Source organism: Blastomonas sp. SL216 (genome assembly GCA_026625625.1).
Classification (GTDB): Bacteria; Pseudomonadota; Alphaproteobacteria; order Sphingomonadales; family Sphingomonadaceae; genus Blastomonas.
In genome coordinates, this window is sequence record CP113055.1 from 290,324 (window position 1) to 313,723 (window position 23,400).

The 23,400-nt window shown below is 63.0% G+C and carries 29 protein-coding genes; 27 read left to right on the forward strand and 2 right to left on the reverse strand.

Going from position 1 to position 23,400, the window contains the following annotated elements:
• Nucleotides 1-14 precede the first annotated feature (14 nt).
• The 3 genes from OU999_01440 to OU999_01450 all read left to right on the forward strand — a co-directional run bounded on the left by OU999_01440 (nt 15) and on the right by OU999_01450 (nt 4,262).
• Nucleotides 15-1,421, forward strand: coding sequence for an MATE family efflux transporter (locus tag OU999_01440; protein WAC23886.1), 1,407 nt, complete (start codon nt 15-17; stop codon nt 1,419-1,421).
• Complete coding sequence (gene hrpB, locus OU999_01445; GenBank protein WAC23887.1) at nt 1,414-3,858, forward strand: ATP-dependent helicase HrpB; 2,445 nt, start codon at nt 1,414-1,416, stop codon at nt 3,856-3,858. Before OU999_01440 ends, hrpB begins: the two co-directional genes overlap by 8 nt.
• A gap of 125 nt (nt 3,859-3,983) precedes the next feature.
• Nucleotides 3,984-4,262, forward strand: coding sequence for an ETC complex I subunit (locus tag OU999_01450; GenBank protein ID WAC23888.1), 279 nt, complete (start codon nt 3,984-3,986; stop codon nt 4,260-4,262).
• A 26-nt stretch (nt 4,263-4,288) separates the two neighbouring features.
• Here OU999_01450 and ruvX read toward each other — a convergent pair whose 3' ends face one another.
• Together ruvX and OU999_01460 are read right to left on the reverse strand one after the other, a co-directional pair.
• Nucleotides 4,289-4,747: a Holliday junction resolvase RuvX gene (gene ruvX, locus OU999_01455; GenBank protein ID WAC25320.1), complete on the reverse strand. Its 459-nt coding sequence runs from the start codon at nt 4,745-4,747 to the stop codon at nt 4,289-4,291.
• Nucleotides 4,744-5,856: a DUF3089 domain-containing protein gene (locus OU999_01460; GenBank protein WAC23889.1), complete on the reverse strand. Its 1,113-nt coding sequence runs from the start codon at nt 5,854-5,856 to the stop codon at nt 4,744-4,746. Before OU999_01460 ends, ruvX begins: the two co-directional genes overlap by 4 nt.
• 171 nt (nt 5,857-6,027) lie before the next feature.
• Here OU999_01460 and gatC point away from each other — a divergent pair, with 171 nt between their 5' ends.
• The 24 genes from gatC to rplE all read left to right on the forward strand — a co-directional run bounded on the left by gatC (nt 6,028) and on the right by rplE (nt 23,392).
• Nucleotides 6,028-6,315 carry an Asp-tRNA(Asn)/Glu-tRNA(Gln) amidotransferase subunit GatC gene (gatC, locus tag OU999_01465; protein ID WAC23890.1) on the forward strand — a complete coding sequence of 96 codons (288 nt, stop codon included), beginning with the start codon at nt 6,028-6,030 and terminating at the stop codon, nt 6,313-6,315.
• Between the two features lie 151 nt (nt 6,316-6,466).
• Nucleotides 6,467-7,951 (forward strand): Asp-tRNA(Asn)/Glu-tRNA(Gln) amidotransferase subunit GatA, encoded by a 1,485-nt coding sequence (gene gatA / locus OU999_01470; GenBank protein WAC23891.1) that lies wholly within the window; start codon nt 6,467-6,469, stop codon nt 7,949-7,951.
• Nucleotide 7,952: 1 nt separating this feature from the next.
• Nucleotides 7,953-8,297, forward strand: a complete 345-nt coding sequence (locus OU999_01475) for a type II toxin-antitoxin system PrlF family antitoxin (GenBank protein ID WAC23892.1) — start codon at nt 7,953-7,955, stop codon at nt 8,295-8,297.
• Nucleotides 8,294-8,701: a type II toxin-antitoxin system VapC family toxin gene (locus OU999_01480; GenBank protein ID WAC23893.1), complete on the forward strand. Its 408-nt coding sequence runs from the start codon at nt 8,294-8,296 to the stop codon at nt 8,699-8,701. The genes OU999_01475 and OU999_01480 overlap by 4 nt, the downstream gene beginning before the upstream one ends.
• Complete coding sequence (gatB, locus tag OU999_01485; GenBank protein ID WAC23894.1) at nt 8,694-10,196, forward strand: Asp-tRNA(Asn)/Glu-tRNA(Gln) amidotransferase subunit GatB; 1,503 nt, start codon at nt 8,694-8,696, stop codon at nt 10,194-10,196. Before OU999_01480 ends, gatB begins: the two co-directional genes overlap by 8 nt.
• A 181-nt stretch (nt 10,197-10,377) precedes the next feature.
• On the forward strand, nt 10,378-11,643 hold the full coding sequence (locus OU999_01490) for an HD-GYP domain-containing protein (GenBank protein ID WAC23895.1): 1,266 nt from the start codon (nt 10,378-10,380) through the stop codon (nt 11,641-11,643).
• 202 nt (nt 11,644-11,845) lie between these two features.
• On the forward strand, nt 11,846-12,217 hold the full coding sequence (rpsL, locus tag OU999_01495) for a 30S ribosomal protein S12 (protein WAC23896.1): 372 nt from the start codon (nt 11,846-11,848) through the stop codon (nt 12,215-12,217).
• 101 nt (nt 12,218-12,318) lie between these two features.
• Nucleotides 12,319-12,789, forward strand: coding sequence for a 30S ribosomal protein S7 (gene rpsG, locus OU999_01500; GenBank protein ID WAC23897.1), 471 nt, complete (start codon nt 12,319-12,321; stop codon nt 12,787-12,789).
• 259 nt (nt 12,790-13,048) lie between these two features.
• Entirely contained in the window at nt 13,049-15,145 is a 2,097-nt protein-coding gene (gene fusA / locus OU999_01505) for an elongation factor G (GenBank protein WAC23898.1), read from the forward strand.
• A 155-nt stretch (nt 15,146-15,300) separates the two neighbouring features.
• On the forward strand, nt 15,301-16,491 hold the full coding sequence (gene tuf, locus OU999_01510; protein ID WAC23899.1) for an elongation factor Tu: 1,191 nt from the start codon (nt 15,301-15,303) through the stop codon (nt 16,489-16,491).
• Nucleotides 16,492-16,631: 140 nt separating this feature from the next.
• Nucleotides 16,632-16,943 carry a 30S ribosomal protein S10 gene (rpsJ, locus tag OU999_01515; protein WAC23900.1) on the forward strand — a complete coding sequence of 104 codons (312 nt, stop codon included), beginning with the start codon at nt 16,632-16,634 and terminating at the stop codon, nt 16,941-16,943.
• A 255-nt stretch (nt 16,944-17,198) separates the two neighbouring features.
• The gene (rplC, locus tag OU999_01520) at nt 17,199-17,957 is read left to right on the forward strand and encodes a 50S ribosomal protein L3 (protein WAC23901.1); all 759 of its coding nucleotides are present in this window, start codon (nt 17,199-17,201) and stop codon (nt 17,955-17,957) included.
• Between the two features lie 6 nt (nt 17,958-17,963).
• Nucleotides 17,964-18,590 (forward strand): 50S ribosomal protein L4, encoded by a 627-nt coding sequence (gene rplD, locus OU999_01525; protein ID WAC23902.1) that lies wholly within the window; start codon nt 17,964-17,966, stop codon nt 18,588-18,590.
• The gene (locus OU999_01530) at nt 18,583-18,894 is read left to right on the forward strand and encodes a 50S ribosomal protein L23 (protein WAC23903.1); all 312 of its coding nucleotides are present in this window, start codon (nt 18,583-18,585) and stop codon (nt 18,892-18,894) included. The genes rplD and OU999_01530 overlap by 8 nt, the downstream gene beginning before the upstream one ends.
• A 30-nt stretch (nt 18,895-18,924) precedes the next feature.
• Nucleotides 18,925-19,761, forward strand: a complete 837-nt coding sequence (rplB, locus tag OU999_01535) for a 50S ribosomal protein L2 (GenBank protein WAC23904.1) — start codon at nt 18,925-18,927, stop codon at nt 19,759-19,761.
• 3 nt (nt 19,762-19,764) lie between these two features.
• A complete protein-coding gene (gene rpsS / locus OU999_01540; protein WAC23905.1) occupies nt 19,765-20,040 on the forward strand; it encodes a 30S ribosomal protein S19 in 276 nt (91 codons plus the stop codon).
• Nucleotides 20,040-20,417: a 50S ribosomal protein L22 gene (gene rplV, locus OU999_01545; protein ID WAC23906.1), complete on the forward strand. Its 378-nt coding sequence runs from the start codon at nt 20,040-20,042 to the stop codon at nt 20,415-20,417. The genes rpsS and rplV overlap by 1 nt, the downstream gene beginning before the upstream one ends.
• Before the next feature lie 3 nt (nt 20,418-20,420).
• Complete coding sequence (gene rpsC, locus OU999_01550) at nt 20,421-21,119, forward strand: 30S ribosomal protein S3 (GenBank protein WAC23907.1); 699 nt, start codon at nt 20,421-20,423, stop codon at nt 21,117-21,119.
• A 30-nt stretch (nt 21,120-21,149) separates the two neighbouring features.
• A complete protein-coding gene (rplP, locus tag OU999_01555) occupies nt 21,150-21,584 on the forward strand; it encodes a 50S ribosomal protein L16 (GenBank protein ID WAC23908.1) in 435 nt (144 codons plus the stop codon).
• Complete coding sequence (gene rpmC / locus OU999_01560) at nt 21,584-21,790, forward strand: 50S ribosomal protein L29 (protein ID WAC23909.1); 207 nt, start codon at nt 21,584-21,586, stop codon at nt 21,788-21,790. The genes rplP and rpmC overlap by 1 nt, the downstream gene beginning before the upstream one ends.
• A gap of 10 nt (nt 21,791-21,800) precedes the next feature.
• Nucleotides 21,801-22,070 (forward strand): 30S ribosomal protein S17, encoded by a 270-nt coding sequence (gene rpsQ / locus OU999_01565; protein ID WAC23910.1) that lies wholly within the window; start codon nt 21,801-21,803, stop codon nt 22,068-22,070.
• 56 nt (nt 22,071-22,126) lie between these two features.
• The gene (gene rplN / locus OU999_01570) at nt 22,127-22,495 is read left to right on the forward strand and encodes a 50S ribosomal protein L14 (protein ID WAC23911.1); all 369 of its coding nucleotides are present in this window, start codon (nt 22,127-22,129) and stop codon (nt 22,493-22,495) included.
• Between the two features lie 2 nt (nt 22,496-22,497).
• A complete protein-coding gene (gene rplX / locus OU999_01575; GenBank protein ID WAC23912.1) occupies nt 22,498-22,818 on the forward strand; it encodes a 50S ribosomal protein L24 in 321 nt (106 codons plus the stop codon).
• Nucleotides 22,811-23,392: a 50S ribosomal protein L5 gene (gene rplE / locus OU999_01580; GenBank protein ID WAC23913.1), complete on the forward strand. Its 582-nt coding sequence runs from the start codon at nt 22,811-22,813 to the stop codon at nt 23,390-23,392. The genes rplX and rplE overlap by 8 nt, the downstream gene beginning before the upstream one ends.
• The last annotated feature ends 8 nt before the right edge of the window (nt 23,393-23,400 follow it).

Genomic DNA, 23,400 nt, shown 5'->3' on the forward strand with positions numbered 1-23,400 from the left:
TCGAGATTCAGTGCATGACGGCGCTTTCAGCCAGTTCCAGTCCAGACCGATCCGCAGGCACCGGCCTTGCGGCAGAGATTCGCGCGCTGCTGTTGCTTGCTGGGCCGCTGGTGCTGGGCAATCTCGCGCAAATGGCGATCCACACGACCGAGGTGATCATCCTGGGCCGTTATGACGTCCAGGCGCTGGCCGCTGCCGCGCTGGCGGTGAACCTGTATTTTGCCTGCGGAACCTTTGGCATGGGGCTGATGACCGCCGCCTCGCCGATGATCGCGGCCGAGCGCGGGCGGCGCAAGCATTCGGTGCGCGACATCCGCCGAACCGTGCGCCAGGGCATGTGGGTCGCGCTGACCGTGTGCGTACCGATCTGGGCGGTGCTGTGGAATGCCGAACTGCTTTTCCTGCTGATGGGGCAGCAGCCCGACCTGTCGCGCGATGCCGGGCAGTTCATGCGCATCGCCATGTGGGGCCTGCTGCCCTGGCTGCTGCAATTCGTGCTGCGCATGTATGTATCCGCGCTCGAACGCCCGATCTGGGGTGTGTTCGTGACGCTTTGCGGTGTGGGCATGAACCTGATCGCCTGCTGGGCGCTGGTCTTCGGCAATCTGGGCTTTCCCGAACTGGGGCTGCAAGGCGCGGCGATCGCCAATCTGCTCGCCAATTGCACGCTGTTTGCGGTGATGGCCCTGGTGGTGACGCGGGTGCGGGTATTTCGCCGCTACCGGCTGTTCGGCCGCTTCTGGGTGGCCGATTGGGCGCGCTACAAGGCGCTGTTCCGGCTGGGCCTGCCGATCGCGGTCACCTTCGCCTTCGAGGTCGCGATCTTCAGTTCCGCCGCCTTTCTGATGGGCCTGATCAGCCGCGATTCGCTCGCGGCGCATGCGGTGGCGATCCAGATCGCGTCGTTCGCGTTCATGGTGCCGTTCAGCCTGTCCCAGGCGGCGACGGTTCGCGTCGGCCTGCACCATGGCGCGCGCGATGCCAGGGCGGCGGGCCGTGCAGGCTGGGCCGCGCTCGGGCTGGGCGTGCTGGCAGCGTGCGTGATGTCCGCGACCATGGCGTCGATCCCGGAGGCTTTGGTCGGCCTGTTCATCGATCCGGCAGACGCGAGCGCTGCGCCTGCCTTTGCCCTGGCGCTGAGCTTCCTGCTGGTCGCTGCGATCTTCCAGCTGGTCGATGCGGTGCAGGCGGTGGGGGCAGGGGTGCTGCGCGGCCTGCAGGACACGCGCTGGCCGATGCTGTTTGCCGCGTTCGGCTATTGGGTGGTCGGCATGGGCACCGCCTGGTTCTTCGCCTTCCGCCTCGGATGGGATGGCGTGGGCGTGTGGATTGGCCTCGCTGCCGGGCTGGCGGTGGTGTCGGTGCTGATGGTCGGACGCTGGGCGCTGCGCGACCGGTTCGGGCTGGGGGTCTATGCCTGACCTGCCCATTCACGCGGTCCTGCCCGATCTTCTGGCGGCGCTGAACACCAGCTCCAACGCCGTTCTCGTTGCTCCCCCCGGTGCCGGCAAGACCACGACCGTGGCACCTGCGCTGCTCGACCAGCCCTGGTGCACGGGCCAGGTGCTGCTGCTCTCGCCCCGGCGTCTCGCTGCGCGCGCGGCGGCCGAGCGTATGGCGGACCTCGCCGGTGAGCCGGTCGGCCAGACGATAGGCTATGCGACCCGCATGGACAGCAAGGTGAGCGCGGCAACCCGCGTGCTGGTGCTGACCGAAGGCATTTTCGTGGGTCGCATCCAGGCCGATCCCGAGCTTGCGGGCGTGTCTGCGGTGCTGTTCGATGAGGTGCACGAGCGCAGTCTGGACAGCGATTTCGGCCTCGCACTGGCGCTGGAGGCGCAGGGTGCCTTCCGGCCCGATCTGCGCCTGCTCGCCATGTCGGCGACGCTCGACGGCGCGCGCTTCGCTGCGCTGATGCAGGGCGCACCGGTGATCGAGAGCGAAGGCCGCTCGCACCCGCTCGACCTGCGCTATCTGGGGCGGCGCGGCGAAGTGCGGATCGAGGATGAAATGGCGCAGGCGATTCGCACGGCGCTGAGGGAGGAGACGCAAGGTGATGTGCTCGCCTTTCTCCCCGGCGTGGCGGAGATATCCCGAACCGCCGAGCGCCTGGAAAGCCTGGGCGATGGCATCGCCGTGCTGCCCCTGCACGGCACGCTGACCCCGCCCGAACAGCGCGCCGCAATCCGCCGCGACCCAGACGGGCGGCGCAAGATCATCCTCGCGACCAGCATTGCCGAAACCAGCCTTACCATCGATGGCGTGCGCATCGTCGTTGATAGCGGCCTGGCGCGGCGCGCGCGCTATGATCCGCTGGCGGCGACCACCCGGCTGGTGACCGAGCGCGCGAGCCAGGCCGCCGCGACCCAGCGCGCGGGGCGTGCAGCCCGCCAGGGGCCGGGCGTCGCCTATCGCCTGTGGGAGGAAGCCGCGACCGGCGGCCTGCCGCGCTTCGATCCGCCCGAAATCCTGGACAGCGACCTTGCGCCGATGGTGCTGCAATGCGCGGCGTGGGGAGAAAGCGATCCGGCGCGCTTGAACTGGCTCGACCCGCCGCCTGCGCCCTTGCTGGCAGAGGCGCGCAAGCGTTTGGTCGCCTTGGGTGCGGTTGATGCGGGCGGAGCGATCACGCCGCTGGGCCGATCGATCGCGGCACTGCCGCTGCCGCCGCATCTCGCGGCGATGCTGCTCAAGGGTGCGGAGGCTGGCTGCGCCCTGCTGGCGGCGGAAATTGCGCTGCTGCTACAGGAACGCGCCCTCGGCGGGCAGGGCGAGGACCTTGATGCCCGGCTGTCGCGTTGGCGCAGCGACCGCGGCGAACGCGCATCGAAATCGCGCAAGCTCGCCGAGCGCTGGGCGAAGCTGGCCGAGCGCCAGGTGCCGGCAACCACGCCGCGCGCGCTGCCGCCTGCGGTGCTGCTGGCCATTGCCTATCCGGATCGAGTCGCCAAGCGGCGCGATGCTGCGGGGGAAAGCTGGGCCAGTGCTGGTGGGCGCAGCTTCCGGCTCGATAGCGCATCGTCGCTGATCACCGCGTCCTGGCTGGCGATCGGCGAGGTGCAGGGCAAGGCCGCCGACGCGCGCATCCTCAGCGCCCTTGCGCTCGATGCGAACGATGTCGATGCGCATCTGGCGCACCGGATGGAGCGGGTCAGCCGCTGCGATTTTGCCGTCGAGGGCAGGCGGGCCGAAGCCCGGCTGGAGCGGCGGCTGGGCGCGATCCGGCTGGCGAGCGCCCCCGATCCGGCGCCCGATGCCGATGCCGTGCTGGCCGCGCTGCTGCGGGGCGTGCGCGATCATGGCCTCGCCCTGCTCGACTGGGGCGACAAGGCACTCGCCTTGCGCCAGCGCGCTGGCTTTGCCGGGGTCGAGGCGCTGGGTGAGGCGCATCTGCTCGAAACGCTCGAGGATTGGCTCGCGCCGCTGCTTGTCGGCAAACGCACGTTTGGCAGCGTCAGCCCTGGCGATCTGCACAACGCGCTGCAGGGCCTGGCTGGCTGGGACGCGATGCAGACGGTGGACCGGATTGCGCCCGCCGAATTCCAGAGCCCGGCCGGGACGCGCCATGCGATCGATTATACCGCAACCGCCGGCCCTACGGTGGAACTGCGCGTGCAGGCGCTCTATGGTCTCGATACGCACCCGGTGGTGGGGCGCGATGCCATCCCGCTGGTGCTGTCGCTGACCTCGCCCGCAGGCCGTCCGATCCAGACCACGCGCGACCTGCCCGGCTTCTGGCGCGGCAGCTGGCGCGATGTCGCCAAGGACATGCGCGGTCGCTACCCGCGTCACCATTGGCCCGATGCCCCCTGGGAAGCGGTGGCAAGCCTGGCGACGAAGAAGCGCCAGGGCATTTGAGTGCGTAAAGCCCGCTCTCGTTCAGGCGAGAGAACAGCGCTGGATGACCACAGCACGCTTGACCCGCACGCCCGCACTGTAGCAAAGGCGCGCAGGATCACTTTTCCCGGGACGGATAATCACCAATGGCCGCACGAATCTATCAGCGCCCCAAGAACGCCATGCAGTCGGGCCGCGCGCTTACCGATCTGTGGGTGCTCGAATTCGAGCCTGCCGAAGCCAAGAAGCCCGATCCGCTGACGGGCTGGGCCGGTTCTGGCGATACGCAGCAGCAGGTCGTGCTGAAATTCCCCGATCTGGAGGCTGCCAAGGCCTATGCCGACAAGTACGGCATCACCGTGCGCATCGAACAGACACCTCCGCGCCGCCTGAAGATCCAGGCCTATGCCGATAATTTCTGCTGATATTTGCTGATCGGTGCCTGGCGGGGTCAGCCCGCCATCGCGTCGATTGCCCCTTGCAGGATGAACGCTGCGGCCGCGCTGTCGACGCGCTCGGCGCGCTTGGCGCGGCTCATGTCCGCATCGATCATCGCGCGTTCCACCGCCTGGGTCGACCAGCGCTCATCCCATAACAGCACCGGCAGGCCCAGCACCGCGATATTGCGGGCAAAGGCGCGCACGCTCTGCGTTTGCGGGCTGTCGCTGCCATCCATGTTGAGCGGCAGGCCGATGACCAGCCCGGTGATGTGCTGATCGCGCACCAGCTGCTCGATCGCCGCCTTGTCTGCGCCGAACTTGGTGCGCTTGATCGTCTTGGCCGCCGTTGCAAAGCTCCACCCGGCATCGCAGAACGCGGTGCCGATGGTCTTGCTGCCGACATCCAGCCCGATCAGCCTTCCACCAGCAGGCAATGCCGCGCGGAAATCAGCCGCGTGCGTCGTGATCAGCGCGCCAGAAATGCTGCTACCCTCCGCTCCGCATCGGCGCGAATGCTCGCCCAGAACAGCGGATAGTCATAGACGTGATAGTTGTTGCCGGGCAGCACATAAGGGCCGAGCTGCGGTTCGCCGCCCAGCAGCAAAAGCCCGCGATCGTCGCATCTCGCGCCGACCAGGCCGGGGGTGATGACGCCGTCGGTCAGGTCCTCGTTCGGCACCAGCGTGCCCAGGTTCCTGTCCGCCGGGGCCTCGTCGCCCAGCACACCGGTGATCGGGTTGACGCACAGCATAGGGCTCTGGCCGCGCAGTTCTCCGTCAAAGCCGACGCTCGCGGCATAGGCATCGAGCAGCAATTGCGGCTCGGCCGGTTCACCGAAGCTCTGCCAGCCCAGCATGCAGTTCGCCTGATCGGGGTCGGTGCAGGGCGGAAGCCCCAGCGCCAGCAGATCGGTGGTCAGCGACACCGGCCAGCCGACGACATAGGCGGCAACTACCCGGTCGGCGAGCGGCCGGGTGACGACGCGCTGGCGCATCAGCGTGGTCAGATGCAGCCCGCCCTGGCTGTGCCCGGCGATGATGATCGGCATGTCCTTGGGGATTTCGGCAATGAACTCGTCAAAGGCCGCCAGCACATCGGAATAGGCGGCATCAAAGGCCATTTGCGCTTCGGGCTTGTTGGTCAGAAAGGCCCCGATGGCCGCCTGGCGGTAGCGCGGAGCCCAGATCTGGCCGATGCCGTTGAACACGCTCGCCTGGCTGCGCAGGAAGATGCGCGCCCGGTCCTGCGATTCCTTGTCGTCCAGCGGTGCATTCCACAGCTCGCGCTTCATGTACGAAGTCGGATGAATGTAGAACACCGCGACCTTGGGGCTGGCGGTCGGCTCGAAGCCCTCGGGCGTCCATAGCGACGGGTTGGCCTCACCCTCGATTCCTGGGCGGGAGAACCACATGTCACGCTTGGCATAGGCGCTGGTCTCGACCGCTTCAGGCTTCACGAATTCTGCGGAAGGAACAAAGGCGGCGGCGAATATCTGTTGGGGAAACAGTCGGTAGGCCGCGAAAGCTACGACGATGAGGAAGATGATCGTGGCAATCAGGTACAGGAACTTGCGAGCCAAAAACTCTCTCCGGGGGCAGGGCCGTGCGCGCGAAATGGCGTCGCCGGGATGGAGCGCATATAGAAGCGCAATACGGGCGTCGCCAGTAAAGTGTTGCGCAGCGTCTGGATTGCGCAAATGCAGCATTTGCCCGCTTGATGGCCGGGCAGGCCAGTGCTAGCCGCTGAAGCCATGTCAGTAGATAGCAAAACTGTGAAAAAGATCGCCAGCCTGGCGCGGATCGCGATGACCGACGCCGAGGTCGAAGCCATGGTGCCGGAATTCAACGGCATATTGGGCTGGGTCGAGCAATTGGGCGAGGTGGACGTCACCGGTGTCGAGCCGATGACCGCCGTTATCCCCAACACCCTGCGCCTGCGTGAGGATGTCGTCACCGACGGCAACATCCGCGAAAAGGTGCTGGCCAATGCGCCCGCAGCCGAACACGGCTTTTTCGGCGTTCCCAAGGTGATCGAATGAAATCCGCAGGATTTCAGTCGATCATCCCGGACAGCGGCGCAGCCGCGACCGATCCGGGATCCATGACAAAAGGCAACGAGCGACGCCCCTGGACTCCGGCTTTCGCCGGAGAACGGTTGGCTTGTGGCCTGGATGAGATAGAGTTTTCAGCATGACCGACCTTACCGATCTCGGCGTTGCCGACATCCGCAACGGCGTGCGCGCCGGTACCTTCAGCGCGCGCGAAGTCGCCACCGCCTTCAACGCGCAGGTGGCAGGCGCCAAGGCGCTGAATGCGTTTCTGATCGATACGCCCGACCACGCCTTGGCAGCTGCCGATGCGATCGACGCAAAGCGCGCGGCGGGCGAGGACCTGCCGATCATGGCGGGCGTGCCCATCGGCATGAAGGACCTGTTCTGCACCATCGGCGTCGAGGCGCGCGCGGCCAGCGAGATCCTGAACGGTTTCAAGCCGACCTATGAATCGACTGTCAGCCAGAAGCTGTGGGATGCCGGCGCAGGCATGCTGGGCAAGCTCAACATGGACCAATTCGCGATGGGATCGTCGAACGAGACCAGCGCGTTCGGCAATGTCATCTCGCCCTGGCGGCGCAACGATGGCGGCAACGCGCCGCTCGCGCCCGGCGGTTCTTCGGGTGGCAGCTCAGCGGCGATTTCGGCGCGGCTGTGCCCGGCAGCGACCGGCACCGATACCGGCGGCTCGATCCGCCAACCCGCAGCCTTTACCGGCATCAGCGGCATCAAGCCGACCTATGGCCGCTGCTCGCGCTGGGGCGTGATCGCGTTTGCCTCGTCGCTCGATCAGGCAGGGCCGATGGCGCGCGACGTGCGCGACTGCGCGATCATGCTCGAGGCGATGAGCGGCTTCGACCCCAAGGATGCGACCTCGCTCAACCTGCCGGTGCCCAATTGGGAAGCCGGATTGTCGAGCAATCTGAAGGGCAAGCGCGTCGGTATTCCCAAGGAATACCGCATGGACGGCATGAATGCCGAAATCGCCGCGATCTGGGATCAGGCCACCGACTGGCTGCGCGACGCAGGCGCGGAGATCGTCGAGGTCTCGCTGCCGCACACGCGCTATGCGCTGCCCGCTTATTATATCATCGCTCCGGCGGAAGCTTCGTCCAATCTCGCGCGCTATGATGGCGTGCGTTACGGTCAGCGCAACCTGCCCGATGGTGCAGGCCTGCAGGACATGTATGCCGCGACCCGTGCTGCGGGCTTCGGCCCCGAGGTCAAGCGCCGCATCATGATCGGCACCTATGTGCTTTCCGCCGGCTTCTACGACGCCTATTACACCCAGGCGCAGAAGGTTCGTGCGCTGATCGCCCGCGATTTCGCGCGAGCATGGGACCATTGCGACGTGCTGCTCGCGCCGACCGCCCCGAGCGCCGCCTTCGGCCTGGGCGAAAATAGCGACGATCCGATCGCGATGTATCTGAATGACGTGTTCGCCGTGCCTGCCTCGCTGGCGGGCCTGCCTGCGATGTCGGTGCCCGGTGGTCTCGACAGCATGGGCCTGCCGCTCGGCCTGCAGATCATCGGCAAGCCGCTCGACGAGCAGGGCGTGCTCAACGCGGGCCTTGCGATCGAGGAACGCGCCGGGTTCACCGCGCGGCCCGAGCGGTGGTGGTGAGATGGCGTTGACGGTATTACCGGTATTCGGTAATACTTTTGCTATGACCTATCAAAGCAACATGACCTCGAAAGGCCAGGTTACGGTCCCCAAGGACATTCGCGATGCGCTGGGGCTGGAGCCAGGACAGGCTGTGGCATTTGAAATAGACGCAGACGGAAATGCCCGGATCATGCGCGCAAACGGCCCGGATCAGGTTGAGGCGAAGAAGGCTGAGTTTCTGAACAGGCTGAAAGAGGTGCGGTTGCGGTTCAAGGCAATGGATACGATGTCCGACATGGATGGCCTTGCGTACCAGCGCTGGCTCCGCGGCAACGAATTTGACGATGACGGCCAAAGCGCGTGATCTTTGACACCAATGTGGTGATAGACCTGATCGAAGGGTCGTCTTCACCCCTGTTTGACGATAACATTGCGCGCTTGATGACCCGGCATAGGTTTTTCATCAATGAGATCATTTTTGCTGAACTTGCGGGTCGCTATGCCTCGTCTGAGGAGGTCTCAGGATTGTTGCATGATCTGGGACTGCACATGGCGCGCCTGACGTTGCCAGACTGTTACAGAGCCGGAGTTGCGTTTCATGCCTATCGCAAGAATGGTGGTGCTCGCACGACGATTTTGCCGGATTTTCTGATCGGCGCCCATGCCGCCGGTCAGGGATGGCCGCTGGTCACGCGCGACCGCAAAGGTTTTGCTGCCTATTTTCCTGAGGTCGAACTGATCGACCCGATGAAGGTGTCCAATGACTGAATCAACCTATCGTATCCAGGGTGCCACCGGTGAGTGGGAGGTCGTGATCGGCCTTGAGGTGCACGCCCAGGTCACCAGCAACGCCAAGCTCTTTTCCGGCGCGGCCACCGCATTCGGGGCAGAACCCAATGCGCAGGTTTCGCTGGTTGACGCCGCGATGCCCGGCATGCTGCCAGTGCCGAACCGCGAGTGCATTCGCCAGGCGGTGCGCACGGGCATGGCCATCGGCGCGCAGATCAACCGCTGGTCGCGGTTCGATCGCAAGAACTATTTCTATGCCGATCTGCCGCAGGGTTATCAGATCAGCCAGCTCTACCACCCGCTGGTGGGCGAGGGCGCGATCGAGATCAGTCTGGACGAAAAGAACCCCGATGCCGAAACCAAGACGATCGGCATCGAGCGCATCCATGTCGAGCAGGATGCCGGCAAGCTGATGCACGATCAGCACCCGACCATGTCCTATGTCGACTTGAACCGGTCGGGTGTGGCGCTGATGGAAATCGTCTCGCGCCCCGACATGCGCTCGCCTGCGGAAGCGGGAGCTTATCTCAAGAAGCTGCGCACCATCCTGCGCTATGTCGGCAGCTGCGACGGCAATATGGAAGAAGGCTCGATGCGCGCCGACGTCAACGTCTCGGTGCGCAAGCCGGGCGACGAATTCGGCACCCGGACCGAGACCAAGAACGTCAACTCGGTGCGCTATGTGATGGCGACGATCGAGCATGAGGCCAATCGCCAGGTCGATGTACTGGAGAGCGGCGGTTCGATCGTCCAGGAAACCCGGCTTTATGATCCGGACAAGAACGAGACGCGGTCGATGCGCTCCAAGGAGGATGCGCACGACTATCGCTATTTCCCCGATCCGGACCTGTTGCCGCTGGAACTCGACGATGCGTTCCTGAGCGAATGCGAGGCGTCGCTGCCCGAACTGCCCGATGCCAAGCGCAGGCGGTACGAGAGCGATCTGGGCCTTTCGGCCTATAACGCAGCGGTGCTGACCGCCGAGGCGGAGACGGCGCGCTGGTTCGAGGCGCTGCTGACAGAATGCGCCAAGGCGCAGAGCAAGCCAGAGGCAGAGGTGGCCAAGGCTGCGGCCAACTGGCTGCTGTCAGAGCTTTATGGTGCGCTCAACCGCCTGGGCAGGACGATCGACGATAGTCCGGTCAGCGCGGCAGCGGGCGCGGAGCTGATCGCGCTGGTCGCCAATGGGACGATTTCGGGCACCATCGCCAAGCAGGTGTTCGAGATCATGCTCGAAACCGGCGACGCTGCCGGCAAGATCGTGGAGGAACGCGGCCTCAAGCAGACGTCCGACACGGGAGCCATCGACGCGGCCATTGCCAAGGTTCTTGCCGACAATGCCGACAAGGTCGAGCAGTATAAGGCTGGTAAAGAGGCGCTATTCGGCTTCTTTGTTGGCCAGACGATGAAGGCGATGCAGGGCAAGGGCAATCCGCAGCTGGTAAATGAACAGTTGAAGAAGGCCCTTAACTGAACATGTCAAAGTCGGCCCCACGGCCGTCAATTGTAACTTTTAAGTGCGAATTTTGCGGGCTTACGCGATGTTAACAATTTGACCGGATATCCCGAGGTCATAGAACGCCGGAAATGGGGGAGGGCGGGGCTGTAAATGGAGCCCTCCACCTGTGTCCGGCACCGAGGGAACCGGGCTTTTGTTGAGACACATCAAACCAGCTGACGTTGCGACGGGGATGTTCGTCCACGGCTTTGTCGGCTCGTGGTTTGATCATCCGTTCTGGCGGAAAAAGTTCCTTCTCGAAGACGATGACGATGTCCTGAAGATCCGCCAGAGCAAGGTGGAAGCGGTGATCGTCGATGATGAGCGCGGTATCATGCCGCGCCCCAGGGTAGAGATCCGCGACGTTGCCGAGCCGATGCCGGCCCGCCGCCTCGCGACTCAGCCCAATCCCATGGCGACGCGCTATACGCCGCCATCATCCGCGCCGAAGAACACCGGCTTCAAGCAGGAAGCCAGGCGTGCGGCCAAGATCGTCGAGAAATCGAAAAAGCAGGTTGGCGCGATGTTCGAGGCGGCCCGGATGGGCCAGGCGATCAAGGTCAAGGACGTCGCGCCGCTGATCGATGAAATCCGCGAATCGGTGGAGCGCAACAACAAGGCGCTGACCAATCTCGTCCGGCTGAAGAGCAAGGACGAATATACCTATATGCATTCCGTCGCGGTATGCGCGCTGATGATCAACATGGCGCGCAAGCTGGACCTGGACGAGGCGACGATCCGCAACATGGGCATGGCGGGGCTGCTGCACGACCTGGGCAAGATGGCCGTGCCGCAGATGATCCTCGACAAGACCGGACGGCTGACCGAGGAAGAATTCTCGGCCATCCGCACGCATCCCGAACGTGGCCATGCGCTGATCGGCGACAATCCCGAGATTCCCGATATGGCCCGCGATGTGTGCCTGCACCATCACGAGAAGATCGACGGTACCGGCTATCCCTTCGGGCTGGCGGGCGACGAGATCAGCATGGCGGCGCGCATGGGCGCGATCTGCGATGTCTATGATGCGGTCACCTCCAACCGCCCGTACAAGGACCCGTGGACGCCGTGCACCGCTTTGGGCCGCATGGGCCAGTGGAAGGGCCATTTCGACGAGCGGCTGATGGGCGTGTTCATCAACTCGATGGGCCTGTACCCGGCAGGGGGGCTGGTGCGTCTGAACGATCACCGGCTGGCGCTGGTGGTCGACAATTGCCCCGAAGAACTGATGGCCATCCGCGTGCTGCCATTCTACTGCACCTCGCGGTTGCAGGAGATCAAGCCGGACGAGCTGATCGTCGCGCCCGACAAGGGTCCGCAGATCCTGGGCATCGAACGGCCCGATTTCTGGCATTTCGACGACTGGTCGGCCATGCGCCAGTCGGTCCTTGCCAAGGCGCAGGGTCTTTCCGCAGCGGCTTGACCGTGCGGGCAATCACCGCTAAGGGCCGCGCTTCGACCGCCGGAGCCCCTGGGCCAAATCGGTCGAAACCAAGCAGAACACTGGCGCAAGGTGCGGGTGGGTAAAAGGCGGAGCCTCCACCAGATCGGCGTGCGAACAGCACTCCGGTACCGTATCGGGCGACAGAGTAACCTCATACTCTACCAATCAGGTGAAGAGAAACATGCCAACGATCAACCAGCTGGTCCGCAAGGGCCGGGTGCCCCAGAAGGCGAAGTCCAAGGTGCCCGCAATGGATGCAAACCCGCAGAAGCGTGGCGTTTGCACCCGCGTCTACACGACGACCCCGAAAAAGCCGAACTCGGCACTGCGCAAGGTGGCCAAGGTCCGTCTGACCAACAGCCGCGAAGTCATCACCTATATTCCGGGTGAAGGCCACAACCTGCAGGAGCACTCGGTTGTGCTTATCCGCGGCGGCCGCGTACGCGACCTTCCCGGTGTGCGTTACCACGTGCTGCGCGGCGTTCTCGATACCCAGGGTGTCAAGGACCGCAAGCAGAGCCGTTCGAAGTACGGCGCCAAGCGTCCGAAGTGATCCGTCCCGGGGACGGATCATCCCGGATAAATCGCTTCACGCGATTGTGTCCGGGATCCATCGGTCCCTGCTGCTGATCCCGCTATTTTCAGGAGTTACCTATGTCTCGTCGTCGTCGCCCGGAAAAGCGCGTCATCCTTCCCGATCCCAAGTTCGGTGATCTGACGCTGTCCAAGTTCATGAACAACCTGATGCTGGACGGCAAGAAGTCCGTCGCAGAACGCATCGTCTATGGCGCAATGGATGCCATGCAGGCGAAGGCCAAGGCCGACCCGCTGCCGATGTTCCACGATGCGCTGAACAACGTGAAGCCCGGCATCGAAGTGCGCAGCCGCCGCGTCGGTGGTGCGACCTATCAGGTCCCCGTCGAAGTGCGTCCCGAGCGCGCCCAGGCGCTGGCCATCCGCTGGCTGATTGCCGCTGCGCGCAACCGCAGCGAAACCACGATGGCCGCGCGTCTGTCGGGCGAACTGCTCGATGCCGCCAACAATCGCGGCAATGCGGTCAAGAAGCGTGAAGACACGCACCGCATGGCCGAAGCGAACCGTGCCTTCTCGCACTATCGCTGGTAATCTGTGTCCTCTCCCCTGATGGGGAGGGGCCGCAACACATCCGTGTTGCAGGGAAGGGGAGGGCGCACCATATCGGCCGCGCCAACCCCTTTTCGCTTGAGGACCGGGACTTTGCTGGTCCTGTTGCAAATGCCCCCTCCCGCAAGGGATGAGGGGTTGAGGCTGCATCCCGTCATGAGCCAATTCGCGCTGGTCAAAGCGCCGGGGCTTCATTATAGGGCGCGGCAAATTACGCCCCCAAATCTTGGAGTTTGAGATCATGGCACGCAGCCATCCCCTGGAGAAGTACCGCAATATCGGCATTATGGCCCATATCGACGCGGGCAAGACCACCACGACCGAGCGTATTCTCTATTACACCGGCAAGTCGTACAAGATCGGCGAAGTGCATGAAGGCACCGCGACGATGGACTGGATGGAGCAGGAGCAGGAGCGCGGGATCACGATCACGTCTGCGGCCACCACGTGCAAGTGGCGCGCCGAAGAGGGCAAGGGCGAAGAGCACCTGATCAACATCATCGACACCCCCGGCCACGTCGACTTCACGATTGAAGTCGAGCGTTCGCTGCGCGTGCTCGACGGCGCGGTTGCATGCTTCGACGGCGTTGCCGGCGTTGAGCCTCAGTCCGAAACCGTGTGGCGTCAGGCTGACAAGTACGGCGTGCCGCGCATGTGCTTCGTCAACAAGCTGGATCGCACCGGTGCGGACTTCTATTTCTGCGTCCAGTCGATCATCGATCGTCTCGGTGCGCGTCCGGCTGTCCTGTATCTGCCGATCGGCATCGAAGGTGGCTTCAAGGGCCTGGTCGATCTGGTCGAGAACCGTGCGATCATCTGGCTGGAAGAAAGCCTGGGCGCCAAGTTCGAATATCAGCCGATCCCCGATGATCTGGTCGAAAAGGCGGCGAAGTATCGCAGCGACCTGATCGAAATGGCGGTCGAGCTCGATGACGCGATGATGGAAGCGTATCTCGAAGGTAATGAGCCGAGCACCGCTGACCTCAAGCGGCTGATCCGCAAGGGTACGCTGGAAATGGCGTTCGTCCCGGTGGTGTGCGGTTCGGCGTTCAAGAACAAGGGTGTGCAGCCGCTGCTCGACGCCGTTGTCGATTATCTGCCTTCGCCGCTCGACGTTCCTGCGATCAAGGGCGTGAAGCTTGACGGCGAAACGCCGGACGAGCGCCCGTCTTCCGACAGCGAGCCGTTTGCAGCGCTGGCGTTCAAGATCATGAACGACCCGTTCGTCGGCACGCTGACCTTCGCCCGCATCTATTCGGGCAAGCTGGAAGCCGCTTCGACCGTCATCAACTCGGTGAAGGACAAGAAGGAAAAGGTTGGCCGCATGCTGCTGATGCACGCCAACAGCCGTGAGGACATCCAGGAAGCGTTTGCTGGCGACATCGTCGCTCTGGCGGGCCTGAAGGATACCACGACGGGTGACACCCTGTGTGCGGCCACTGCGCCGATCATTCTCGAGCGGATGGAATTCCCCGAGCCCGTGATCGAACTGTCGGTCGAACCCAAGACCAAGGCCGACCAGGAAAAGATGGGCGTGGCGCTCAACCGCCTTGCACGCGAAGATCCCTCGTTCCGCGTGTCGTCGGATACCGAAAGCGGTCAGACGATCATCAAGGGCATGGGCGAGCTTCACCTGGAAATCCTCGTCGATCGCATGCGGCGCGAGTTCAAGGTGGAAGCGAATGTCGGTGCGCCGCAGGTGGCCTACCGCGAATATCTCGCTAAGCCGGTGGACATCGATTACACCCACAAGAAGCAGTCGGGTGGTTCGGGTCAGTTCGGTCGCATCAAGTTCAAGCTGACGCCGGGCGAGCGCGGATCGGGCATCACCTTCACCGATGCGGTGAAGGGTGGTAACATTCCGAAGGAATATATCCCGTCGGTCGAAAAGGGCATGCGCGAAACCGCTGCCTCGGGATCGCTGGTCGGCTTCCCGATCATCGACTTCGACATCGAGCTGTATGACGGTGCCTATCATGACGTCGACTCGTCGGCGCTGGCGTTTGAAATCGCCGGTCGTGCCGGCATGCGCGAAGCCGCCCAGAAGGCCGGTATCAAGCTGCTGGAGCCGATCATGAAGGTCGAGGTGGTGACGCCGGAAGACTATCTGGGCGACGTCATCGGCGACTTGAACAGCCGTCGTGGCCAGATCCAGGGCACCGACACGCGCGGCAACGCGCAGGCGGTGGAAGCGGTCGTGCCGCTCGCAAACATGTTCGGTTACGTGAACCAGCTGCGTTCCTTCACCCAGGGACGTGCGCAGTACACGATGCAGTTTTCTCACTATGACGAGGTTCCGGCGAATGTCGCAGCCGAGGTCAAGGAGAAGCTGGCATAAGCCGGGCATAGTCGCTATAGGCGCTCGACCTTAGCCCGCCGAATCGCGCCGTCAGGCGCCTCGGGCTTTCATTAGGGTGTTGACAGTTTTGGGCAGTCTCGCCAGAGCGCGGCGCGGACTATCCCACAGATAGTAAAGAACGAAGGTAGGAAAAAATGGCCAAGGCTAAATTTGAGCGGACCAAGCCGCACTGCAATATCGGTACCATCGGTCACGTCGACCATGGCAAGACCACGCTGACCGCAGCCATCACCAAGGTGCTCGCTGAAACCGGCGGCGCGACCTTCACCGATTATGCGAACATCGACAAGGCTCCCGAAGAGCGCGAGCGCGGCATCACCATTTCGACCGCACACGTCGAATATGAAACCGAAGCCCGTCACTATGCGCACGTCGACTGCCCGGGTCACGCTGACTATGTGAAGAACATGATCACCGGTGCCGCCCAGATGGACGGCGCGATCCTGGTGGTGAACGCTGCTGACGGCCCGATGCCGCAGACCCGTGAGCACATCCTGCTCGCTCGTCAGGTCGGCGTGCCCGCACTGGTCGTGTACATGAACAAGGTTGACCAGGTCGACGACGAGGAAATCCTCGAGCTCGTTGAACTGGAAGTTCGTGAACTGCTCAGCTCGTACGACTTCCCCGGCGACGATATTCCGATCGTCAAGGGTTCGGCTCTGGCCGCTCTGGAAGGTCGCGACGACACCATCGGCAAGGAATCGATCTACGCCCTGATGAAGGCCGTTGACGATTACATCCCGCAGCCGGCTCGCCCCGTCGACAAGCCGTTCCTGATGCCCGTGGAAGACGTGTTCTCGATCTCGGGTCGTGGTACCGTTGTGACCGGCCGCGTCGAAACTGGCATCGTCAAGGTTGGCGAAGAAGTCGAAATCGTCGGTCTGAAGGACACCCGCAAGACCGTCGTCACCGGCGTCGAAATGTTCCGCAAGCTGCTCGACCAGGGTGAAGCTGGCGACAACATCGGTGCGCTGGTTCGCGGCGTTGCCCGTGAAGAAGTCGAGCGTGGCCAGGTTCTCTGCAAGCCCGGTTCGGTTACGCCGCACACCGAGTTCAACGCAGAAGTGTACGTGCTGTCGAAGGACGAAGGTGGCCGTCACACGCCGTTCTTCGCCAACTATCGTCCGCAGTTCTACTTCCGCACGACCGACGTGACCGGCGAAGTGATCCTGCCCGAGGGCACCGAAATGGTGATGCCGGGGGACAACGTCACGATCGGCGTCAAGCTGATCGCTCCGATCGCGATGGATCCGGGTCTGCGCTTCGCAATTCGCGAAGGTGGCCGTACCGTCGGTTCGGGGGTTGTCAGCACGATCACCAAGTAATATAGGGCCATCTCCCGGACGGATCTGATTCGTCCGGGGGATGGCAGTTTTTCAATAGGCCGCCCCGGCGTTGGGCTCGAAAGAGCCAACGGGTTTCTGGGGCGGTTTGTTTTTCGCTCTTTCGCATCGGTAAAGTGGTAATGGAAACGCAGAATATCCGTATTCGCCTCAAGGCATTTGATCATCGCGTGCTCGATCAGGCGACCGGCGACATCGCCGACACCGCCCGCCGCACCGGCGCTCTCATTCGTGGTCCCATTCCGCTGCCGACGCGCATCGAGAAGTTCACCGTGAACCGCGGCCCGCATGTCGACAAGAAGTCGCGCGAGCAGTTCGAGGTGCGCACCTACAAGCGTCTGCTGGATATCGTCCAGCCGACCCCGGCCACCGTCGATGCGCTGATGAAGCTCGAACTGGCCGCTGGCGTCAACGTCGAGATCAAGCTGGCCTGAGGCCGGCACGCCCCGGACCTGGTCCGGGGATCTCTGCCCGACAGGGCAGGGGCCTAAGGGATACCGCGCAGCCTTTGCTGCGGCTCTGGTCCCCCGTCTTTTCCCTCATTCGTGCGCGGATGAGGGGAAAAGCCAACCCGGACGGGGTGATCATCAAAATTCGGGTTGGCCCTCAAGGTTTAACGGCCTTGGGGGTTTTTCGTTGGATACGCCCGCAAGCATTCACGCAAGCGGGCCTCTATTGGGAGAATGATCATGCGCACTGGCGTGATCGCGAAAAAAGTCGGGATGACCCGCCTGTTCCAGGAAGATGGCCGGCACGTGCCCGTCACCGTCCTGTCGCTGGAAGATTGCCAGGTGGTTTCGGTGAAGAACCAGGACCGTGACGGTTACGTCGCTGTCCAGCTGGGTGCCGGAGCTGCCAAGCCCAAGAACGTCAACAAGCCGCAGCGCGAGCATTTTGCCAAGGCAGAAGTCGCTCCCAAGATGCTGATGGCCGAGTTCCGCGTCGCCGACGATGCGATCCTCGATGTGGGCGCCACCATTTCCGCCAACCACTTCATCCCCGGTCAGCTGGTCGACATTACCGGCCACACCCAGGGTAAGGGCTTTGCCGGCGCCATGAAGCGCTGGGGCTTCGGGGGTATGCGCGCGTCGCATGGCGTGTCGATCTCTCACCGTGCCCATGGTTCGACCGGTCAGCGTCAGGATCCGGGCAAGGTCTTCAAGAACAAGAAGATGGCAGGTCACATGGGTGATCGTCAGCGCACACAGCAGAACCTGGAAGTCGTCCGTACCGACGAAGCGCGCGGCCTGATCTTCGTCAAGGGTTCGGTCCCCGGTTCCAAGGGTGGCTGGCTGATGGTTCGCGATGCCGTCAAGGTTCCGCTCCACGCCGATGCTCCGTACCCCGCCGCGATCCGCACTGCTGCGGGCAATAACGACAATGCTCCCGCCGACACGCCTGCTGAAGACGTGGCCGCTGTGGAAGCAACCGACGGCCAGGAGGGTTAATCGGTCATGAAGCTCAAGGTTCAAACCCTCGACGCCACTGCCAAGGGCGACATCGAACTGAACGATGACGTCTTCGGCGTGACCCCGCGTGCAGACATTCTGCACCGCGTCGTCACCTGGCAGCTCGAAAATCGTCGTGGCACCGCGCGTGCCGCCCGCGAGCGCAGCGATGTTGCCCGCACCGGCAAGAAGTTCGGTCGTCAGAAGGGCGGTGGTACTGCTCGTCACGGCGATCGTCGTGCCCCGATCTTTGTCGGCGGTGGTAAGGCTCACGGTCCCCGCGTCCGTGACTTCAACCCCTCGCTGAACAAGAAGGTGCGTGCACTCGGCCTGAAGATGGCGCTGTCGTCCAAGGTTGCCAGCGAAAGCCTGATCGTGGTCGATACGCTCGATCTGGCTGATGCAAAGACCAAGGTTCTGGTCGCGCAGCTCGGCAAGCTCGGCCTCGGCAAGAAGGCGCTGTTCATCGATGGCGATGCCGTGAATGACAATTTCAAGAAGGCTTCGGCCAACCTGATCGGTCTGAACGTGCTGCCCGCCGTCGGTGCCAATGTCTATGACATCCTGAAACACGATACGCTGGTGCTGACCCGCGCCGCTGTTGAAAAGCTGGAGGCCCGGTTCAATGGCTAAGAAATCCGACACCATCGATACCCGTCATTACGACGTGATCGTGGCCCCGCACATCACCGAAAAGTCGACGCTGCTGAGCGAGAACAACGCGGTGGTCTTCAAGGTCAGCCAGGACGCGACCAAGCCGCAGATCAAGGCGGCGGTTGAAGCTCTGTTCGACGTCAAGGTCGTGGGTGTGAACACCCTGGTCCAGAAGGGCAAGACCAAGCGTTGGAAGGGCCGTCCCTATACCCGCAACGACATCAAGAAAGCCGTTGTTCGTCTGGCCGAAGGCCAGTCGATCGACGTCACCACCGGCGTCTGAGCGCGGTCGGCAAGCTGACAGGATAGAGATATGGCACTCAAATCATATAATCCGACAAGCCCGGGCCGTCGTGGCCTGATCCTTGTCGACCGCAGCGACCTGTACAAGGGCGGCCCGGTCAAGGCGCTGACCGAAGGCAAGCGCAAGACCGGTGGACGCAACAACAAGGGTCATGTGACCTCGCGCGGCATCGCCGGCGGTCACAAGCAGCGTTACCGCATTGTCGACTTCAAGCGTCGCAAGCTCGATGTTCCCGGCACCGTGGAGCGGATCGAATATGATCCCAACCGCACCGCCTTCATCGCGCTGATCAAGTACGAAGACGGCGAACTGGCCTACATCCTGGCGCCGCAGCGTCTGGCCGTTGGCGACACCGTGATCGCTGGCGAAAAGACCGACGTGAAGCCGGGCAACGCCATGAAGCTGGCGCAGATGCCGGTCGGCACCATCATCCACAATGTGGAAATGAAGCCGGGCAAGGGCGGTCAGATCGCCCGTTCGGCAGGCACCTATGCACAGGTCGTCGGTCGTGACCGCGGCATGGTGATGGTCCGTCTGAACTCGGGCGAGCAGCGTTACATCCCCGGCGCCTGCATGGGCACCGTGGGCGCCGTGTCGAACCCCGACAACAGCAACCAGAACTTCGCCAAGGCTGGTCGCAAGCGCTGGATGGGCCGTCGTCCGCTGACCCGCGGTGTTGCAAAGAACCCGGTCGATCACCCGCATGGTGGTGGTGAAGGCCGCACCTCGGGTGGCCGTCATCCGGTTACGCCGTGGGGCAAGCCGACCAAGGGCATGCGCACTCGTAAGAACAAGTCGACCGACAAGATGATCATCCGGTCGCGTCACGCGAAGAAGAAGAGGTAAGTCATGGCTCGCTCCATCAAAAAAGGGCCGTTCTTCGACCTGTATCTGCTGAAGAAGGCAGAGACGGCGCAGGACGCTGGCGGCCGTGCACCGATCAAGACCTGGTCGCGTCGTTCGACGATCCTGCCGCAGTTCGTCGGCCTGACGTTCAACGTCTATAACGGCCACAAGTTCATCCCCGTGGCGGTCAACGAAGACATGGTGGGTCACAAGCTGGGCGAATTCGCTCCGACCCGCACCTTCCCTGGCCACGCTGCTGACAAGAAGGGCAAGCGCTAATGGGCAAGGCAAAATCTCCGCGCCGGGTTGGCGAGAACGAGGCTCTGGCCGTCGGCACCACCATCCGTGGTTCGGCACAGAAGCTGAACCTGGTTGCTGCGCTGATCCGCGGCAAGAAGGCCGAGGACGCGATGAACATCCTGTCCTTCTCGAAAAAGGCCATGGCGGTCGATGCGAAGAAGGTGCTGGCTTCGGCCATCGCCAACGCGGAAAACAACCACAATCTCGATGTCGACGCGCTGGTCGTGGCCGAGGCGAGTGTTGGCAAGGCGATCACGATGAAGCGTTTCATGACGCGCGCTCGTGGCCGTTCCAGCCGCATCGTCAAGCCGTTCAGCCGCCTGCGCATCGTGGTGCGCGAACAAGAGGAAGCGTAAGCCATGGGTCACAAGAGCAATCCGATTGGCCTGCGTCTGCAGATCAACCGCACCTGGGACAGCCGCTGGTTCGCCGAAGGGCGTGACTATGCGCGTCTGCTCAAGGAAGACATCGAGCTGCGCAAGTACATCATGAAGACGCTGCCCCAGGCTGCGATCTCCAAGGTGGTCATCGAGCGCCCGGCCCGTCTGTGCCGCGTCTCCATCTATGCTGCACGCCCCGGCGTGATCATCGGCAAGAAGGGTGCGGACATCGAAAAGCTGCGCAAGACGCTGGAAGGTCTGATCGAAGGTGGTGAGGTCAAGCTCAACATCGTCGAGATCCGCAAGCCCGAAATCGACGCCAAGCTCGTCGCACAGGGCATTGCCGATCAGCTGATCCGTCGCGTTGCCTTCCGTCGTGCCATGAAGCGCGCGATGCAGTCGGCGATGCGTCTGGGTGCCGAAGGCATCAAGGTGATGTGCGGTGGCCGTCTGGGCGGTGCTGAAATCGCGCGTACCGAGCAGTATCGCGAAGGTCGCGTGCCGCTGCATACGCTGCGTGCCAATGTCGACTATGCCGAAGCCGAAGCGCTGACCGCGTACGGCATCATCGGCATCAAGTGCTGGATCTTCAAGGGCGAAATCCTTGGTCACGATCCGATGGCGCAGGACCGGCTGATGATGGAAGCACAGACTTCCGGCGTCCGCCCGGCCCGCTGAGCCCAGAACAGACAGACAAGGTAGAGCATCATGCTGCAACCGAAGAAAATGAAGTTCCGCAAGGCTTTCAAGGGCCGTATCAGCGGCAATGCGCCCGGCGGAACCAGCCTGAATTTCGGGTCCTATGGCCTGAAGGCGCTGGAGCCCGAGCGGATTACCGCTCGCCAGATCGAAGCCGCTCGTCGTGCGATCACGCGTCACATCAAGCGTCAGGGACGTTTGTGGATCCGCGTGTTCCCCGACGTGCCCGTCACCAAGAAGCCCGCTGAAGTCCGTCAGGGTAAGGGCAAGGGTTCGGTCGAATATTGGGCCGCCCGCGTCAAGCCCGGCCGCATCCTGTTCGAACTGGACGGCGTGCCTGGTCCGATTGCCGCGGTGGCGTTTGAACGTGCAGCGATGAAGCTGCCGATCAAGACCAAGGTCGTGGCGCGCCTGGGCGATACGTCGCACCTGGGAGGTGAGTGATGAGCAAGATTTTTGAAGACCTTCAGCAGAAGACCGACGATCAGCTTTCCGCTGAACTGGGTGCGCTGAAGAAGGAAGCGTTCAACCTGCGCTTCCAGGCCGCGACCAACCAGCTGGAGCGCCCCGCGCGCGTCCGTGAAGTGCGTCGCACCATTGCCCGCATCAAGACCCTGCAGAGCGAGCGCGCTCGCTCTGCAGCCAAGTAAGGAGGCCGATATGCCGAAACGAGTTCTGACCGGAACGGTGGTCTCCGACAAGGGCGACAAGACCGTGGTGGTGAATGTCGAGCGCAAGGTGAAGCACCCGCTTTATGGGAAGATCATCCGCCGCTCGAAGAAGTACCATGCGCATGATGAGAACAACAGCTTCAAGGAAGGCGAAACCGTCCGCATCGAAGAGACGGCGCCGATTTCCAAGCTGAAGACCTGGAAGGTGCTGGATCGGGTGAACACCCACAAGGCGCCCGAGGCATCGAGCGAAGCATAAGCCATTAGGAACTGCCGGACTGGTTCCGGCAAGCCAGACAAGAAGGAAACGGATCCATGATCCAGATGCAATCCAATCTTGATGTCGCTGACAACAGTGGCGCGAAGCGCGTCCAGTGCATCAAGGTTCTCGGCGGATCGAAGCGTCGCTTCGCCGGCGTGGGCGACATCATCGTCGTCTCCGTCAAGGAAGCCGCTCCGCGCGGCCGCGTGAAAAAGGGTGACGTGCACCGCGCCGTCATCGTGCGCACCGCCAAGGATGTGCGCCGCGCCGACGGCAGCGTCATCCGCTTCGACAGCAATGCTGCTGTGCTCATCAACAAGAATGACGAGCCCATCGGCACCCGTATTTTTGGCCCGGTGGTCCGTGAGCTGCGCGCGCGCAAGCACATGAAGATCATCTCGCTGGCTCCGGAGGTGCTGTAACCATGGCAAGCGCGAAGATCAAAAAGGGTGACAAGGTCGTCGTCCTGTCCGGCAAGGACAAGGGCCGCAACGGCACCGTCACCAAGGTGATGCCGAAGGACGACAAGGTCGTCGTTTCGGGCCTGAACGTGATGGTCCGCCATCGCAAGCCCAGCCAGACGAACCCCCAGGGTGGTCTGGACCGGGTCGAGGCCCCGCTGCACATTTCCAAGGTCGCCGTGGCTGACCCCAAGACCGGCGCGCCCACGCGCGTTCGTTTCGAGACGGTCGACGGCAAGAAGGTCCGCGTGGCTGTAAAGTCCGGGGAGAAGATCGATGGCTGATAAGTACGTGCCCCGCCTGCGTCAGCGTTATGACGACGTCATCGTCAAGGCGATGCAGGAAAAGTTCGGCTACACGAACCCGATGCAGATCCCGAAGCTGGAAAAGATCACCATCAACATGGGTGTCGGTGAAGGCAGCCAGGATAAGAAGAAGGTGACCACCGCCGCTGCCGAAATGGAACTGATTGCCGGCCAGAAGCCCGTGATCACCAAGGCGCGCAAGTCGATCGCTCAGTTCAAGCTGCGCGAAGGCATGCCGATCGGCTGCAAGGTGACCCTGCGCAAGGAGCGCATGTTCGAGTTTCTCGATCGTCTGGTGACGATCGCGATGCCGCGCATCCGCGACTTCCGTGGCCTGAACCCCAAGAGCTTCGACGGTCGTGGCAACTATGCCATGGGCCTGAAGGAGCAGATCATTTTCCCCGAAATCAGCTACGACCAGATCGACGCTGTTCGCGGAATGGACATCATCGTGACCACGACCGCCAAGACGGACGATGAAGCGCGCGAACTGCTGCGCCTCTTCGGCTTCCCGTTCCCGGTTGAGGAAACCCAGGAAAAGGCGGCGGCTTGATTGCCCTC